The organism is Streptomyces kronopolitis, from assembly GCF_050953795.1.
In the GTDB taxonomy this organism is placed as follows: Bacteria; Actinomycetota; Actinomycetes; order Streptomycetales; family Streptomycetaceae; genus Streptomyces; species Streptomyces kronopolitis_A.
The window spans coordinates 2,970,753-2,987,024 of the sequence record NZ_CP191850.1 but is presented as its reverse complement, the minus strand read 5'-3'; the positions used below and the strand labels follow the sequence as shown (position 1 = coordinate 2,987,024).

The 16,272-nt window shown below is 71.5% G+C and carries 17 protein-coding genes; 6 read left to right on the top strand and 11 right to left on the bottom strand.

What is annotated here, in order from left to right; translation table 11 throughout:
- Positions 1-162 precede the first annotated feature (162 nt).
- A complete protein-coding gene (locus tag ACQP17_RS12960) occupies positions 163-1,764 on the top strand; it encodes a beta-N-acetylhexosaminidase (RefSeq protein WP_433856417.1) in 1,602 nt (533 codons plus the stop codon).
- 42 nt (positions 1,765-1,806) lie between these two features.
- On the opposite strand, the gene ACQP17_RS12955 is transcribed toward ACQP17_RS12960, so the two are convergent.
- From ACQP17_RS12955 to ACQP17_RS12940, 4 genes are read right to left on the bottom strand one after another with little or no spacing between them, the layout of a single operon-like run.
- Positions 1,807-2,961, bottom strand: coding sequence for an acyl-CoA dehydrogenase family protein (locus ACQP17_RS12955; protein ID WP_433856416.1), 1,155 nt, complete (start codon positions 2,959-2,961; stop codon positions 1,807-1,809).
- A gap of 5 nt (positions 2,962-2,966) precedes the next feature.
- On the bottom strand, positions 2,967-3,908 hold the full coding sequence (locus tag ACQP17_RS12950; RefSeq protein ID WP_433856415.1) for a hydroxymethylglutaryl-CoA lyase: 942 nt from the start codon (positions 3,906-3,908) through the stop codon (positions 2,967-2,969).
- Positions 3,905-5,902, bottom strand: a complete 1,998-nt coding sequence (locus ACQP17_RS12945) for a biotin carboxylase N-terminal domain-containing protein (RefSeq protein ID WP_433856414.1) — start codon at positions 5,900-5,902, stop codon at positions 3,905-3,907. The genes ACQP17_RS12950 and ACQP17_RS12945 overlap by 4 nt, the downstream gene beginning before the upstream one ends.
- 17 nt (positions 5,903-5,919) lie before the next feature.
- Positions 5,920-7,551: a carboxyl transferase domain-containing protein gene (locus ACQP17_RS12940; protein ID WP_433856413.1), complete on the bottom strand. Its 1,632-nt coding sequence runs from the start codon at positions 7,549-7,551 to the stop codon at positions 5,920-5,922.
- A 140-nt stretch (positions 7,552-7,691) separates the two neighbouring features.
- Between ACQP17_RS12940 and ACQP17_RS12935 the strand changes: the two genes are divergently transcribed.
- Positions 7,692-8,333 (top strand): SACE_7040 family transcriptional regulator, encoded by a 642-nt coding sequence (locus tag ACQP17_RS12935; RefSeq protein WP_433856412.1) that lies wholly within the window; start codon positions 7,692-7,694, stop codon positions 8,331-8,333.
- 127 nt (positions 8,334-8,460) lie between these two features.
- Here ACQP17_RS12935 and ACQP17_RS12930 read toward each other — a convergent pair whose 3' ends face one another.
- The gene (locus ACQP17_RS12930) at positions 8,461-8,649 is read right to left on the bottom strand and encodes a hypothetical protein (RefSeq protein ID WP_433856411.1); all 189 of its coding nucleotides are present in this window, start codon (positions 8,647-8,649) and stop codon (positions 8,461-8,463) included.
- A 376-nt stretch (positions 8,650-9,025) separates the two neighbouring features.
- Here ACQP17_RS12930 and ACQP17_RS12925 point away from each other — a divergent pair, with 376 nt between their 5' ends.
- The gene (locus ACQP17_RS12925; RefSeq protein ID WP_433856410.1) at positions 9,026-10,183 is read left to right on the top strand and encodes an acyl-CoA dehydrogenase family protein; all 1,158 of its coding nucleotides are present in this window, start codon (positions 9,026-9,028) and stop codon (positions 10,181-10,183) included.
- Between the two features lie 20 nt (positions 10,184-10,203).
- Positions 10,204-11,118, top strand: a complete 915-nt coding sequence (locus tag ACQP17_RS12920) for an acyl-CoA thioesterase (protein ID WP_433856409.1) — start codon at positions 10,204-10,206, stop codon at positions 11,116-11,118.
- Positions 11,119-11,167: 49 nt separating this feature from the next.
- On the opposite strand, the gene ACQP17_RS12915 is transcribed toward ACQP17_RS12920, so the two are convergent.
- The 6 genes from ACQP17_RS12915 to ACQP17_RS12890 all read right to left on the bottom strand — a co-directional run bounded on the left by ACQP17_RS12915 (position 11,168) and on the right by ACQP17_RS12890 (position 13,976).
- The gene (locus tag ACQP17_RS12915) at positions 11,168-11,644 is read right to left on the bottom strand and encodes a GNAT family N-acetyltransferase (protein ID WP_433856408.1); all 477 of its coding nucleotides are present in this window, start codon (positions 11,642-11,644) and stop codon (positions 11,168-11,170) included.
- Entirely contained in the window at positions 11,641-12,495 is an 855-nt protein-coding gene (locus tag ACQP17_RS12910) for a hypothetical protein (protein WP_433856407.1), read from the bottom strand. The genes ACQP17_RS12915 and ACQP17_RS12910 overlap by 4 nt, the downstream gene beginning before the upstream one ends.
- On the bottom strand, positions 12,420-13,025 hold the full coding sequence (locus ACQP17_RS12905) for a hypothetical protein (protein WP_433856406.1): 606 nt from the start codon (positions 13,023-13,025) through the stop codon (positions 12,420-12,422). Before ACQP17_RS12905 ends, ACQP17_RS12910 begins: the two co-directional genes overlap by 76 nt.
- 83 nt (positions 13,026-13,108) lie before the next feature.
- The gene (locus tag ACQP17_RS12900) at positions 13,109-13,522 is read right to left on the bottom strand and encodes a hypothetical protein (RefSeq protein ID WP_433856405.1); all 414 of its coding nucleotides are present in this window, start codon (positions 13,520-13,522) and stop codon (positions 13,109-13,111) included.
- Positions 13,523-13,587: 65 nt separating this feature from the next.
- The gene (locus tag ACQP17_RS12895) at positions 13,588-13,785 is read right to left on the bottom strand and encodes a hypothetical protein (protein ID WP_433856404.1); all 198 of its coding nucleotides are present in this window, start codon (positions 13,783-13,785) and stop codon (positions 13,588-13,590) included.
- Entirely contained in the window at positions 13,782-13,976 is a 195-nt protein-coding gene (locus tag ACQP17_RS12890; RefSeq protein WP_433856403.1) for a hypothetical protein, read from the bottom strand. The genes ACQP17_RS12895 and ACQP17_RS12890 overlap by 4 nt, the downstream gene beginning before the upstream one ends.
- Positions 13,977-14,435: 459 nt before the next feature.
- On the opposite strand from ACQP17_RS12890, the gene ACQP17_RS12885 reads away from it, so the two are divergent.
- A complete protein-coding gene (locus tag ACQP17_RS12885) occupies positions 14,436-15,725 on the top strand; it encodes an XRE family transcriptional regulator (RefSeq protein WP_433856402.1) in 1,290 nt (429 codons plus the stop codon).
- On the top strand, positions 15,722-16,255 hold the full coding sequence (locus tag ACQP17_RS12880) for a GNAT family N-acetyltransferase (RefSeq protein ID WP_433856401.1): 534 nt from the start codon (positions 15,722-15,724) through the stop codon (positions 16,253-16,255). The genes ACQP17_RS12885 and ACQP17_RS12880 overlap by 4 nt, the downstream gene beginning before the upstream one ends.
- The last annotated feature ends 17 nt before the right edge of the window (positions 16,256-16,272 follow it).

The window sequence follows — 16,272 nt, the reverse complement described above, 5'->3', positions numbered from 1 at the left end:
ATCGCAAGAAATCTGCCCGCTATCGGGCACGTCGCCGGTTTGGCGGCCGGAAAGTGGTCTGGACCTTGACCGGATCACGGGGTCGCGATACGCATGGTCACCGTTCGGTCGCTCCATGCCATGCACCAACGCCATGCACGACGTTCGCCGAAGGGATCGTCGATGAGACGACGCAGACTGCTGTTCTCGCTGCTGCTGGTCGCCGCGGCGGGGCTGGGAACCGCCGCCGTACCGCCCCAGGGCGCCACCGGAGCCGCAGCCGGGGAGGCCACCCCACTGGACCGTGTGATCCCCGCCCCCGCGTCCGTGCACGGCGGCGGCGCGGCCGTCACCCTCGGCGCGCGCACCCCCATCCGCGTCCCGGGCGGCTCCGGCGAGGCCCGGCGGATCGCCGGCCACCTCGCGGCGCTGCTGCGGCCCGCCACCGGCTTCGCCTTCCCGGTGACCACCAAGAATGGCCGGGACGGCATCGTGCTGCGGCTCGGCGGCAGCGGCACCGGGGGGCTGGGCGCCGAGGGCTACCGCCTGACCTCCGGCGGCCGCACGGTCACCCTCAGCGCCGCCCGCCCGGCCGGGCTCTTCCACGCCGTCCAGACGCTGCGCCAGCTGCTGCCCCCGGACGGCCGGCGGGGCGCCCGCAGCGGGCCCTGGCGGGTCGCCGGCGGCACCATCACCGACTCCCCGCGCTACGCCTACCGCGGGGCGATGCTCGACGTCTCCCGGCACTTCTTCACCGTCGCGCAGGTCAAGCGCTACATCGACCAGCTCGCCATGTACAAGATCAACAAGCTGCATCTGCACCTGTCCGACGACCAGGGCTGGCGGATCGCCCTGGCGTCCTGGCCGCGGCTGGCGACCTACGGCGGCTCCACCCAGGTCGGCGGCGGCAAGGGCGGCTACTACACCAAGGACGACTACCGCGAGATCGTCCGCTACGCCGCCGACCGCTATCTGACGGTGGTCCCCGAGATCGACATGCCCGGCCACACCAACGCCGCGCTCGCCTCCTACGCCGAGCTGAACTGCAACGGCCAGGCCCCGCCGCTCTACACCGGCACCAACGTCGGCTTCAGCTCGCTGTGCGTGCCGAAGAAGGTGACCTACGACTTCGTCGACGACGTCATCCGTGAACTCGCGGCCCTGACGCCCGGCCGCTACCTCCACATCGGCGGCGACGAGGCGCACTCCACCAGCCACGCGGACTACGTGGCCTTCATGGACAAGGTGCAGCCGGTGGTCGCCAAGTACGGCAAGACCGTGATCGGCTGGCACCAGCTGACCGGGGCGCACCCGGTCAAGGGAGCCGTCGCCCAGTACTGGGGGTACGACAAGACCGGCGCGGCGGAGCGCACGCAGGTCGCCGACGCCGCCAGGAACGGCACCCGGCTGATCCTCTCGCCGGCCGACCGCGCCTACCTCGACATGAAGTACGACAAGGACACCCCGCTGGGCCTGAACTGGGCCGGCTACGTCGGCGTCGAGCGGTCCTACGACTGGGACCCGGGCCGCTATCTCGACGGGGCGCCCGCGGACTCCGTCCTGGGCGTCGAGGCGCCCCTGTGGTCCGAGACCCTCTCCACCTCCGCGCACATCGAGTACATGGCCTTCCCGCGGCTGCCCGGCATCGCGGAGCTGGGCTGGTCCCCGGCGGCCACCCATGACTGGGACGACTACAAGGTGCGCCTGGCCGCCCAGGGGCCGCGCTGGGACGCCCTGGGCATCGGCTACTACCGTTCGCCGGAGGTGCCCTGGCCCGCGCGCTGAGCGGGGGAGGGGCCGGGCGTCCGCGGGCGTCCGGCCCCCTCGTCAGACGCCCAGCGTCCGGGCGATCAGCATCCGCTGGACCTCGCTGGTGCCCTCGCCGATCTCCAGGATCTTCGCGTCCCGCCACATCCGGGCGACCGGGTACTCGTTCATGAAGCCGTACCCGCCGTGGATCTGGGTCGCCTCGCGGGCGTTGTCCACCGCGATCTCGGACGAGTAGAGCTTGGCGAGCGCGGCCTCCTTCTTGAAGGGCTCGCCGTGCACCAGCCGGGAGGCGGCGTGGCGCCAGGACAGCCGGGAGGTGTGGGCGCGCATCTCCATGTCGGCGAGCTTGAACTGGATCGCCTGGTTGCTGCCGATCGGCCTGCCGAAGGCCTTGCGCTCCTTGGCGTAGCGCACCGACTCGTCCACACAGCCCTGGGCGAGGCCGGTGGCGAGCGCCGCGATGGCGATCCGGCCCTCGTCGAGGATCCGCAGGAACTGGGCGTAGCCCCGGCCCTCCTCGCCCAGCAGGTTGGCGGCCGGCACCCGGACGTCGGAGAAGGACAGCTCGCGGGTGTCCGAGGCGTTCCAGCCGACCTTGGAGTACGGGGCGCCGACGGTGAAGCCCGGGGTGCCGGACGGGACGATGATCGAGGAGATCAGCGGGGAGCCGTCGTCCTTGCGGCCGGTGACGGCGGTGACCGTGACCAGACCGGTGATCTCCGTACCGGAGTTGGTGATGAAGCACTTGCTGCCGTTGATCACCCAGTCCCCGCCGTCGCGCACCGCGGTGGTCCGCGTGGCGCCGGCGTCCGAGCCGCCGTCCGGCTCGGTGAGGCCGAAGGCGCCCAGCACCTCACCGCTGCACAGCTTGGGCAGCCACGCGCGCTTCTGCTCCTCCGTGCCGAAGTGGTAGACCGGCATGGCGCCCAGCGAGACGCCCGCCTCCAGGGTGATGGCCACCGAGGAGTCGACCCGGGCCAGCTCCTCCAGGGCGATGCCGAGCGCGAGGTAGTCGCCGCCCATGCCGCCGTACTCCTCGGGGAACGGCAGGCCGAACAGGCCCATCCGGCCCATCTCCTGCACGATCTCGTACGGGAAGGCGTGCTGCTCGTAGTACTCGCCGATCTTCGGGGCGACGACGTCGTGCGCGAACGCCTCGACCGTACGCCGGAGTTCTTCCAGCTCGGCGGGGAGACGGTGGTCCAGGGACATGGGGGTCACTCCTTGTGGGAGAGGGCGCGGAGGGTACGTGAGGGGCTCGGCCGGCCGAGGGCCTCGGCCATCCACACGCTGGTGGCGGTCAGCCGGCCGAGGTCGACGCCGGTCTCGATGCCGAGGCCGTGCAGCATCCACACCAGGTCTTCGGTGGCGAGGTTGCCGGTGGCGCTCTTGGCGTACGGGCAGCCGCCGAGGCCGCCCGCCGAGGCGTCGATGGTGGTGATGCCGTGCTGGAGCGCGGCGAAGGTGTTGGCGAGGGCCTGGCCGTAGGTGTCGTGGAAGTGGACGCCCAGCCGGGAGGTGGCCACGCCGGCCTCGTTGAGGGCGGCGAGCAGGTGCTGCACATGGCCGGGGGTGGCCACGCCGATGGTGTCGCCCAGGCTCAGTTCGTCACAGCCCAGGTCGAGCAGCTCGCGGCAGACCCGGACGGTCTGCGCGACGGGCACCGGGCCCTCCCAGGGGTCGCCGAAGCACATCGAGAGATAGCCGCGGACGTGCACCCCGGCGTCCCTGGCCCGGGCGACGACCGGCGCGAACATCGCCAGCGCCTCGTCGACCGTGCGGTTGAGGTTGGCCTTGGCGAACGACTCGGTGGCGCTGCCGAACACCGCGATCCGCCGGGCGCCCAGGTCCAGCGCGCGGTCCAGGCCGCGTTCGTTGGGCACCAGCACCGGGAGGCGGTGCGGATCGAGGTCGTCCAGCAGCGGGAACAGCTGCGCGGCGTCGGCGAGCTGGGGCACCCACTTGGGGTGCACGAAGCTGGTGGCCTCGACGAGCGGCAGGCCCGCGTCGGCGAGGCGGTGGATGAACTCCGCCTTGATCTCCGTGGGCACCACGGTCCGCTCGTTCTGCAGGCCGTCGCGCGCGCCGACCTCGTGGATCCGTACGCGGGTGGGCAGCCCCTCAGCGGGGACCTCCATCGGCAGTCCGGCCGCGGTCATGAGCTGCTCTCCCGTCCGCCCTCGGGGGCGCTCGCGGCCCCGTCGGGCTCCTCGTGCGGGGCGATCACGGCCAGGATCTGGTCCATGGCGACGGTCGAGCCCGCGAGGACGTCCAGTTCGGTGACGGTCCCGGCGTGCGGTGCGGAGATGACGTGTTCCATCTTCATCGCCTCCACGACCAACAGGCCCTGGCCGGCGGCCACCTCGTCACCGACGGCGACCTTGACGACGGTGACGGTGCCCGGCATGGGGGCCGCCAGGGTGTCCGCGCCGTGCGCCCCGGCAGCCCCGCGCAGCGCCGCCGCCACCGGGTCGTGATCGGTCACCTGCCAGGAGTCGCCGTCCCTGCCGAGCCAGTCGCCGGCGCGGTGGAAGCTGTGCACCACCCCGTCGACGGTGACGCGGACCCGGTCCGCGGTGACCTGCGCGGCCGGTGCGTCCGGCCGGACGTCACGGGCGACGGGGTCCTGGCCCGGCACCCGCAGCCAGTGGCGGACGGGGGCGGGCTCCCCGCCGAGCCGGAAGCCGCTGGGCGCGGCGAACGGGTCGCGCCAGCCGCCGTCCGCCGGCTCCAGCGCGGCCTGGCGCACCGCGGCGGCCGCCGCGTACACCTCGTCCGGCACCGGGCCGCCGACCAGTCCGGCCGCCTCCCGCTCCACCAGCCCGGTGTCCAGCTCGCCGGAGACCACGTCCGGGTGGGCCAGCAGCCGGCGCAGGAACCCGGCGTTCGTCGTCACCCCGAGGGTCACGGTGTCGCCCAGCGCCGCCCGCAGCCGGCGCAGCGCGCTCGCCCGGTCCGGGCCGTGGGCGATGACCTTGGACAGCATGGGGTCGTAGCGGCTGCCGACCTCCACGCCGGCCAGCAGCCCGGAGTCGGTACGCGTCCCCTCGCCCTGCACCTCGTGGAGCGCCAGGACCGTGCCGCCGGTCGGCAGGAAGTCGCGGGCCGGGTCCTCGGCGCAGATCCGGGCCTCGATGGCGTGCCCGGTCAGGCTGATGTCCTCCTGGGCGTACGGGAGACGCTCGCCGGCCGCGACCCGCAGCTGCCACTCCACCAGGTCCAGCCCCGTGACCAGCTCGGTGACCGGGTGCTCCACCTGGAGACGGGTGTTCATCTCCATGAAGTAGTAGGAGGCGGGGTCCTTGCCCGGGACGATGAACTCGACGGTGCCGGCGCCGCGGTAGCCGCAGGAGCGGGCCGCCTGGACGGCCGCCTCGCCCATCGCGGCGCGGGTGGCCTCGTCGAGCAGCACCGAGGGCGCCTCCTCGATGACCTTCTGGTGGCGGCGCTGCAGGGAGCACTCGCGCTCGCCGAGGTGGATGACGTGGCCGTGGCCGTCGGCCAGGACCTGGATCTCGATGTGCCGGGGCCGGTCGATCCAGCGCTCGACGAGCAGGGTGTCGTCGCCGAAGGAGGAGCGGGCCTCGCGGCGCGCGGACGCGATCTCGTCGGCCAGCAGCGCCTCCTCGCGGACCAGCCGCATGCCCTTGCCACCGCCGCCCGCGGATGGCTTGAGCAGCACCGGCATGCCGATCTCCCGCGCCGCGGCGGCCAGTTGGGCGTCGTCCAGGCCGCTGCCCGAGGAGCCGGGGACGACCGGGACGCCGGCCTGGCGCACCGTCTCCTTGGCCCGGATCTTGTCGCCCATCAGCTCGATGGCCTCGGCGGACGGGCCGATGAAGACCAGCCCGGCGCCGGCGCAGGCCCGGGCGAACGCGGCGTTCTCGGCGAGGAAGCCGTAGCCGGGGTGGACGGCCTGCGCGCCGCTGCGGGCGGCCGCGTCCAGCAGCCGCTCCACGGACAGATAACTCTCGGCGGCCGGGGCCGGGCCGAGCCGCACGGCCGTGTCGGCCTCCCGGACGTGCCGGGCGTCGGCGTCCGCGTCGCTGAAGACCGCGACCGAGCGGATGCCGAGGGCGCGCAGGGTGCGGATGACACGGACCGCGATCTCGCCGCGGTTGGCGATGAGCACGGTGTCGAAATTGGTGGCCATACCTGGGGACATCCCTCTCACATCCGGAAGACGCCGTAGCCGGGCGCGGTGCTGTCCTTTTCGGGGAGCGGCGCGTTGGCACAGGCGGTCAGCGCCAGGCCCAGCACCTGCCGGGTCTCCAGCGGGTCGATCACGCCGTCGTCCCACAGCCGCGCCGTCGCGTAGTAGGCGCTGCCCTGGGTCTCGTACTGCGCGCGGACCGGCGCCTTGAAGGCGTCCTCGTCCTCGGCGCTCCACTCCTCGCCGCGCGCCTCCAGCTGGTCGCGCTTGACGGTGGCGAGGACGGAGGCGGCCTGTTCGCCGCCCATCACCGAGATCTTGGCGTTCGGCCACATCCACAGGAAGCGGGGCGAGTAGGCCCGGCCGCACATGGAGTAGTTGCCCGCCCCGTAGGAGCCGCCGATGACGACCGTCAGCTTGGGCACGCGGGTGCAGGCCACCGCCGTCACCATCTTCGCGCCGTGCTTGGCGATGCCGCCGGCCTCGTACGAACGCCCCACCATGAAGCCGGAGATGTTCTGCAGGAACAGCAGCGGGATGCCGCGCTGGTCGCACAGCTCGATGAAGTGGGCGCCCTTCTGGGCGGATTCGGAGAACAGGATGCCGTTGTTGGCGACGATGCCGACCGGGTGGCCGTGGAGGTGGGCGAAGCCGGTGACCAGCGTCGTGCCGTACTCCGCCTTGAACTCGGCGAAGCGCGAGCCGTCCACGAGGCGGGCGATCACCTCCCGGACGTCATAGGGCGTACGGGAGTCGGCGGGCACCATGCCGTACAGCCCCGACGGGTCGGCCTTGGGCTCCTCGACGGTCCGCACCGTCCAGGGCAGCGGCGCGCGCTCGCCGAGGGTGCCGACGATGGTGCGCACCAGGCGCAGCGCATGGGCGTCGTCCTCGGCGAGGTGGTCGGTGACGCCGGAGGTGCGGGAGTGCACCTCGCCGCCGCCCAGCTCCTCGGCGGTGACGACCTCGCCGGTGGCGGCCTTCACCAGCGGCGGCCCGCCCAGGAAGATCGTCCCCTGGTTGCGGACGATCACGGCCTCGTCGCTCATCGCGGGCACGTACGCGCCGCCGGCCGTGCACGAGCCCAGCACCGCGGCGATCTGCGGGATCCCCGCCCCCGACATCCGCGCCTGGTTGTAGAAGATCCGCCCGAAGTGCTCCCGGTCGGGGAAGACCTCGTCCTGCATCGGGAGGAAGGCGCCGCCGGAGTCCACGAGATACAGACAGGGCAGGCGGTTCTCCAGGGCGATCTCCTGCGCCCGCAGGTGCTTCTTGACCGTCATCGGGTAATACGTGCCGCCCTTGACCGTGGCGTCGTTGGCGACGATCACCGTCTCGCGGCCGGAGACCCGGCCGATGCCGGCGATCACCCCCGCGGCCGGCGCGGCCCCGCCGTACATCCCGTCCGCGGCCAGCGGCGCCAGCTCCAGGAACGGCGAGCCGGGGTCCAGCAGGGCGTCCACCCGGTCGCGCGGCAGCAGCTTGCCGCGCGCGGTGTGCCGCGCCCGGGCCTTCTCGCCGCCGCCCAGCCGGGCCGCCGCGAGCTTCCCGCGCAGCTGCTCGGCCAGCTCGCGGTGCGCGGCCTCGTTGGCACGCCAGGAGTCGGACGCCGGATCGGCGGTACTCCCCAGCACCGGTGCCTGCTCCATCAGTACGAGCCCCCTTGCTCGATCGCCGGTTCCGGTTCCGGTGCCGCGGTCCGCGGCCGCCGGGCCATCCGGGTTAATAGGCGTTAACCACATCCCCTTCAGGTTAACGAGCACTAACCCGGCTGTCTACAATCGACGGCATGAGTAATGCGCAGGCCCCCGCCCCGACCAGCCGCCGTGAGCAGATCCTCCGGGAGGCGGCCCGGCTCTTCGCGGAGCGCGGCTTCCACGGCGTGGGCGTGGACGAGATAGGGGCCGCCGTGGGCATCTCGGGCCCCGGCCTCTACCGGCACTTCGCCGGCAAGGACGCCATGCTGGCCGAGCTGCTGGTCGGCATCAGTGAGCGGCTGCTCGCCGGGGGCCGGATGCGCATCGAGGAGGGCGGCGAGAGCCCCGAGGCGGTGCTGCGCGCGCTGATCGACGGCCATATCGACTTCGCGCTGGACGACCGCCCGCTGATCACCCTGCACGACCGTGAGCTGGACCGGCTGCGCGAGACCGACCGCAAGCGGGTCCGCCAGCTCCAGCGGCAGTACGTGGAGCTGTGGGTGGACGTGGTCCGCGAGGTCCACCCGGGCCCCTCCGAGTCCCGGGCCCGCGCCGCGGTGCACGCCGTCTTCGGCCTGCTCAACTCCACCCCGCACCTCGGCCGGCCCGGCGCCCTCCCGGGGCGCACGGAGATGGCGGAGCTGCTGCACGGGCTGGCGCTGGGGGCGTTCGGCGCGGTGGCGCGGGAGGCCGCGGAGGGCGGCTCGATGGCGGCGTCGACGCCGGGCAGGTAGCGCGGGGCCCGGTCCACGGCCCGTTCCACCGACGTCTCCCCGGCCGCCCGATTCGTCCCGGGCGTGCTTCCGGCGGGCTGTCCACCGCCGCCCGTCCCGTGGAGCGCGGGCCAGGCCCCTCCACGCGTTACGGACCCTTCGACGCCTCGAACCGGAATCCGCTGCCGTTGCGCGGACCGAGGCGGGCCGTGAGGCGCACGGTCGAGGGCGCCTCGGCCGTCGAGAACTCCCTGCTCGCCTCGGCGAGCCGTGCGTTCCTTCGCCCTCGGTAGCGGAAGAAGACGCCGATGCGGTGGGTGCCAGGAGTCACAGCCACTCGTGACCTGCCCCATTGTGTGGCGTGTTCCTTTCCGTCGACCTCAATGACGGGACGTGTCATCAGGCGATGGAACCACGCCGCGACGAGTGGCGGTGTGACCTGGACTTCCACAACTGCCGCTCGATCCCTCATGTGTTGATGCTGACCCGTTTCGCCGGTAATGGCCACGGCGTCAGCAGGAAATGGGTGCCGGATGGCGAATTGTTTGCGCGCGCGGCGCGAGGGGTGCGGGGGTGGTGCCCACCGCTCGCGACGGCGGCCGCAAAAGCGCCGCGGGGGGCTCTGGACGTTCATGGTGACTGGCGGGTAACCTGCGGCTGAGCAAGCGCTTAGGCAGTGCGATTCAGAGTTACTCAGTGCAGGGAGGCCGCCAGTGAAGCGGACGGTGTTCAACGAGGACCACGAGGCGTTCCGCGAGACCATACGCGCCTTCATCGAGGCCGAGGTCGTGCCCGTGCACGACGAGTGGCTCGCCGCCGGCCAGGCGCCCCGCGACTTCTACTACAAGCTCGGTGAGCTGGGGGTCTTCGGGATCCGGGTCCCCGAGGAGTACGGCGGCGCGGGCATCGACTCGCACAAGTTCGAGGCCGTGATGTACGAGGAGACCTCCCGCGCGGGCGTCTCCTTCGGCGGCTCCGGCGTGCACGTGCTGCTCGGCCTGCCCTACATCGAGATGCTCGCCACCGACGAGCAGAAGAAGCGCTTCCTGCCGAAGTTCGTCAGCGGCGAGGAGATGTGGGCGCTGGCGATGACGGAGCCGGGCACCGGCTCCGACCTCGCCGGCATGAAGACCACCGCCAAGCTCTCCGAGGACGGCACGCACTACGTCCTCAACGGCGCCAAGACCTTCATCACCGGCGGTGTGCACGCCGACCGCGTCATCGTCTGCGCCCGCACCGCCGCGCCCCGCGAGGACGACCGCCGCTTCGGCATCTCGCTCTTCGCCGTGGACACCAAGGCCGAGGGCTACTCCGTCGGCCGCAAGCTCGACAAGCTCGGCCTGAAGGTCTCCGACACCGCCGAGCTGGCCTTCGTCGACGTCAAGGTCCCGGTCGAGGACCTGCTGGGCGAGGAGAACAAGGGCTTCGGCTACCTCGGCCTGAACCTCGCCTCCGAGCGCTGGGGCATCGCCTTCGGTGCCTACGCCCAGGCCAAGGCCGCCGTCCGGTTCGCCAAGGAGTACGTGCAGGAGCGCACGGTCTTCGGCAAGCCCGTCGCCGCCTTCCAGAACACCAAGTTCGAACTCGCCGCCTGCCAGGCCGAGGTGGACGCGGCCGAGGCCGTCGCCGACCGCGCGCTGGAGGCCCTGGACGCCGGCGAGCTGAGCCCGGCCGAGGCCGCCTCCGCCAAGCTGTTCTGCACCGAGGTCGCGCACCGCGTGATCGACAAGTGCCTCCAGCTGCACGGCGGTTACGGCTTCATGAACGAGTACCCGATCGCCCGCCTATACGCCGACAACCGCGTCAACCGCATCTACGGCGGCACCAGCGAGGTCATGAAGATGATCATCGCCAAGTCCATGGGCCTCTAGGCCGTAAGGTCCCCGCGCACGTGAACGACGCACTGCGGTCCCTGCTCGATCTGCTCGCCCTGGAGCGGATCGAGCAGGACATCTTCCGCGGCGAGAGCCGCGCCTCGGTCGTGCCCCGCGTCTTCGGCGGCCAGGTCGCCGCGCAGGCGCTGGTCGCCGCCGGGCGGACGGTCCCCGCCGACCGCCCCCCGCACTCCCTGCACGCCTACTTCCTGCGCCCCGGCGACCCCGGCGCGCCGATCGTCTACACCGTCGACCGGATCCGCGACGGCCGGTCCTTCACCACCCGCCGGGTCGTCGCCGTCCAGCACGGCCAGCCGATCTTCCACCTCTCGGCCTCCTTCCAGACCCACGAGGAGGGCCTGGAGCACCAGGAGCCGATGCCGCCCGCGCCGGACCCGCTGACCCTGCCCAGCCCCGCCGAGATCCTGCCGCGGCACGCCGGCCGGTACCTCACCCCGGCCGTCGCCGACCGCCTCCTGGAGGCCCGGGCCGCGATCGACCTGCGCTACGTCGACGCGCCGCCCTACGCCACCGTCGGCGAGCCCCGCGAGCCCCGCTCACAGGTGTGGTTCCGCACCAACGGCGACCTGGACAAGGCCCTGGCCGACGGCGCCGACTGCGGCGACACCGTCACCCGCCCCCTGCTCGACATCTGCCTGGTCACCTACGTCTCCGACATGACCCTGCTGGACTCGATCCTGCTCGCCCACGGCCGCGGCGGCTGGGCCGTCGGCGACGTGGTCGGCGCCAGCCTCGACCACGCCATGTGGTTCCACCGCCCCCTGCGCGCCGACGACTGGCTCCTCTACGACCAGGAATCCCCCACCGCCCAGTCCGGCCGCGGCCTGGGCAAGGGCCGCATCTTCACGGCGGATGGCGCGCTGGCGGTGTCGGTGATCCAGGAGGGGGTCATCCGGGTGCCGCGGAAGTAGTGGCGGGCCGAGGGCATGCCATGGCGCTCCGTCCCCGGGGCGAGGTGGTTCACGGCTCCCTGCCGCCGGGCCTGCGGATGCTGTACGAGGACCACCCGTCACGAGTGCCCCGGTAGCGGAACCCGTTCTTCTCCAGGACCCGGCCGGAGGCGGTGTTGTCGGGGTGGTGCCGGGCGCCGATGCTCGTCAGTCCGGTGGCGGTGAACGCGTGGCGCAGCATGCCGGCGACGGCTCGGGTGGCGTATCCGCGGCCCCAGGAGTCCTCGCGCAGGACGTAGCTGAGGCTGGCATGGCGCTCGGTGCGACAGCGCAGCCGGACCATCCCGAGCAGGTCGCCGTCGGCCGTGATGCCGTACGCCCATCGGTCACGCGGCTCGGAGCAGGCGTCGGCGAGGGCGTTCGCCACCAGGGCGACAGCCTCGTCGAGGGTGAGTGACCGGCGCTCGATGTACCTCAAGGACGCACCGCTGTAGATCCGTTGGAGCGCGGGGGCGTCATTCATGGTGAATTCCCGTAGCTCGATCACTTGGCCGCCCTCGCCAGGGTTGCCGCGAGTTCGGCGGCTGTTGGCCGGTCTCCCGCTGGGCCGAGGAGGGCCGGCCGCAGGAGGTCCTGGAACGCCGGCCAGGGGGCCGCGGAGTCGAGCGGGAGGCGACGACCGGCGATATGGGTGCGGAGTTCTGCCGGGGTGAGCCGGCCGGGATCGATCCCCGCCCCGGCGTAGTCCAGTGGCCAGCGGCCGGTGACGCAGGTCCACAACGTTCCGGCCAGGGCGTACACGTCGGTGGCGGTACTCGGGGTCGGTGGCTGCCTACCGGCATTGACGGACTCGGCCAGCTCCGGCGCCACCAGGTGGGTGAGGCCGCCGCGGAATTCGGTGGCCGGTTCCGTGCCGTCGCGCCAGGACCAGGAACAGTCGAGCAGCCGTACACCGTGGTCGGTGTGGATGCCGTGCGAGGGCTGGAGGTCGGAGTGGATCCAGCCGGAGGCATGGAGTTCTGCCACGGCCCGGCACAGGTCGACGGAGGCTGTCAGGGCGCCGTCCTTCCCGTCCGCGTCAGCCCGCACGGGAGCGAAGACCTGCCAGGTCGACGGTCCTGTGAACCAGTGGGTCACCAGCCAGGCCACATCTGCGTCCCCGCCGGACGCCAGTAGGTAGTCGGGCCAGCCGAGCGCCTTGAGGACGTCTGCCTCCCGCTGAGTGGCGGCCGCTCCGTCGCCGTAGCCTGCCTTGACCGCGACCACCCCGTCCGGGCCGGTCGCCTTCCACACCGCCGCGCCACGCCGGTAGGAGACTTCTTTCAGTTCGGCCCCGGGACCGCAGGCCGCTTCGGTGGACGCGACGGCGGCTGCGGGGAAACCAGGGAACTGGCCCATCTCTTCACTGCCTTCCACTCGTACGGGAGCCCCTGGAACACCTCGCGTCCGTCGTCCACGGCTGTGGAGAGCGACCGCGCGAGGTCCGGGGTGTCTGCGAGGAACCGGGGGTCGACAGGCCGGACGGCACAACGCACGGCGAGGAACGAAAAGGGCGGCGCGGGAATGTGCGCGCCACCGCGGTCGGTGCTCTCCTCGCTCGTCCAGAACTTGCCGAACATCAGCCCCACCGGTCCGTAGAGGTGCTTCAGCCCCCAGTGCGGCCACGCCAGCACTTCGCGAGGGGTTGCGGCGCGGCCTCCCAGAAGCACGATGTTCTCGCATACGAGCGTGCCGTGCGGCCGAGTCGTCAACGGCCGTATCCACTCGGCGGCCTGGACTCCCGCGTGGAACACCTCGGCCTCCACTTCCACGGGCCGGGCGCCCTCGGAGATCTCGTACACCGTCCAGCCCGTCAGTCCCCGTGCCACCGACGGCAACAGGAACGGGCAGTGCGAGGCCACGGCGCGGACGTAGCCGCTGATGTCCACCGTCTGTGGTTCGCAGGTCCGGCTCTCGACGAGGCGGAGTACCCCGGCGCCGGGCCGGGGCACTCCGCCGATGCCGCCGGTGCTCACCGAGTGGTGGTCTTCCGGCGCTTCGGGGCGGCTTCCGGGTCTTCCGGCGCCGGCGAGCAGTTCCACTCGGCCCACACCTCGCCGGTCGCCCGATAGCGGTCCACTGCCTTCTCGTCGACGGTGCCGTCCGCGTCCGTGAACCAGATGACGGGCAGCGGGCCGAACATTTCCTCGTAGGTGCGGATCCAGGAAACCGTTCCCGACCCGTAGTGAGTGACGTGCCCGAAGACCTGCCCGGCGCGCTGATGGCAGAACGGGGCGTACTCGGGAGTGCCCATCAGCCGATGCCATGCGGCATCGACACCGGTGGAGAACATTTCCGGCGCGGTGTTGCCCGCCTCGAATTCCCGGGCGCTGACCTCAAAGAACCTTCCCAGCTCTACGCGCTCCGGGGTCTGGGTGGAAGTCATGCTGTGCTCCTTTTCTCGATTGGTGTGGGTATGGAGATACCGGCCTATCCCGGGGCCTCCCGGCCTCAATGGAAGTCGCCGGCCGCGAGCCGCTCGGCCCGCGTCCGCCTCACCGTCAAGGTGGTCGGGTCCTGCACCGGCCATTCCGTGATTCCCGGACTTCGCAGGTAGGGGACGCCTTTGCGGATGTCGGTGAGGACGGCCAGCCGCCCGGGGGCGTATTCGACCTCGTCGCCGACCTCCGGCGGCCTCCGGGGCGTCATCGCGCGGCCTCCGCTCCCGCGGAGATGCCGAGCGGGACGGTGCAGGGGCGGCAGGTGTGGCGGCCGTCCGGACCGGCGACCTTCTCCCGTGCCAGGCTGTAGACACCGTGGCAGCAGGGGCACGCCTGACCCGTGATCTCGTGAACCGTCCATGCCTTCAGCGCGGGAAGTGCGTCCCACCCGGTGGTCATGAGGCGCCTCCGAGACGGAGGTAGGCGGCCCATTCACCGGAGTCCCAGCCAAGCGGGTCGCCGTGCTGTCGGCGGAACGCGCGGGCTTCGGGTGGCAGGCATTTTGCGCCGGTCGGTACGGAGGGTGCAGGTCGGGGGTGCGGAGCGGCATCGGTCAGGGGGCGGCGAGCGGTTGATGCGGTGGGCAACTTGGTCAGTCCTCCAGTTCGCTGTGGACACGAGCGGTTATGACGCGAGCGCGAGAGCGAGAGCCCGCAGAGCCGCTGCCCGTCCCGGCATCCCGAGAGGTGCGTCGTGGCCACTCAGGCGCCGGAGCCTCACCGTCGGCTCATGACCAGCTAACGCGGTGCCGGGGCAAGGTGATTAGGGAGATCGGGTCACCTCTTCTCCACCACCCCTAGGGCGATTTGGGCACCCCTTTAGCTGACGACGCGGCGACCGTGGAGCTACCGTGCGTGCATGAGCACTTCGCGCAACGCGACGCTTGAAGCATGGATGGCGGAAAACGGCTACAGCTCCAATTCGTTGGCCGACGCGGTGAATTCGGCAGTCGGGGACCTCACCGGGAAAGTGGGTGGGCTGGACGGCTCATCGGTCCGGGACTGGAAAGCGGGCCGGGTACGGTGGCCGAAGTCGGCGACCCGGGTGGCGTTGGAGAAAGTCACCGGCTGCTCCGCGACCGACTTAGGGTTCTTACCGCGGGGCCGTGCCCCGTCTCCCGCCGCCCCCGCACCACCGCCGGAGGACCCCGTGGAACGCCGTCGCTTTCTCGCCGCCGGGACGGCCTTGGCCGCAGCCACAGTCACGCCTTCGTCGGGCTTCTCCAGCCGCCGGATCGGGACGAGCGACGTCGACCGACTCCAGGCCCGCTTCACCGAGATCATTGCTAGCGATCACCGGCATGGCGGTCGACTCGGCATCGAGCAGAAATCTCTGGCGCTCGCCGGCGAGGCCCTGGCCCTGCAGAATTCCGGGAGCGCCAGCCAGCGAGTGCGGGCCTACGTGTACGCATGCGCGGCGGCATTCCGGTCATCGGCGATGTGGGCCGCGATTGACGGGCGGCGCTTCGAAGAGGCGATGGTTCACATGCGAGAAGCCCAAGCGCTCGCCGAATTATCAGCCGACCCGGCCATCAAATTCCGTATTTGGTCACATGCCGGAACGCTGTACCGGCATATGGGTCGCCCCATGGAAGCAATGGCCGCGAATGACGTTGCTCGAAGCCTCTCCATCACGCGCCGTGACCCGCTGTTCGCATCCCTCGGTCTTGCCAGGCAGGCAGCCATTCACGGCGTGGCCGGAAACGCCACAGCCGCCCGGCGCAGCTTCGCCCAGGCCCAGGAGGCGATGGACCGCGCCGATCCGCGCGCCAACCGCCCTGTGTGGATGGTCTCGTTCTACGACCAGGCGGAGTTGGATTCGCTTGCGCTCACCGGATATCTCGCCCTTGGAGACTACGAGACAGCGGAAGCGCACGCGCACCGATGCCTGGCGGCCCTTCGGCCCCACATGCAGCGGTCGAGGGCCATCGCGACCACTCGGCTGGCGTGCGCGCAACTCGGCCAGGAGGATGTCGGGCCTGCGGTCGCCACCGCCATGTCGGTCTCCCGCAATGCCGGTGCGCATCACCCGCGGGTCGCCCGGATGCTCCGCAGCTTCCACACAAGGATTCGCGCCATGGCACCGAACAGTCCGACCACTCGCATGTGGAATCAGTACGCACACGCCACCTGGAAGGATTCGGTATGACGCCCACTGCCGAGTTGCGAACGTTCCACTCGCTCGAACCGGCCCGGCACGACCTCCTGGGCGTGTACGCCGATGTCCGCGCAGATCTCTTGCATCTTCCGAACTACGCGGTCGCTGCCTTCGCCGAGCGCCTCGACCGCCATTCCGAGGAACCGGGCTGGGTGGCCGTCCTTGCTTATGAGCAGGAAGAGCCCATCGGCTATGCGTACGCCAACACCGTTGATTCCGAGGACCGTTGGTGGAAGCGGGTCACGCCCGCTCCATCAGCCGAATACACCGGCCGGCATGCCCTGGCCCTCAAGGAAATCGGCGTGCGCATTCCCTGGCGCGGCACCGGCATCGCCCGGCGGATCCACGACGCCCTCCTGGCCGGGCGGAACGAGCCGTACGTCTCGCTCATGGTCAACCCGCTCGCCGGAGACGGAAAGGTGCACCGCCTCTACGAATCCTGGGGATACGAAGACCTCGGCCGGAGCCAGCCCTCGCCCGCATCGCCGGTCCTGACGGCGATGATTAGGCCTGTTAGTTGAGGCCTGCGCTATCGCGA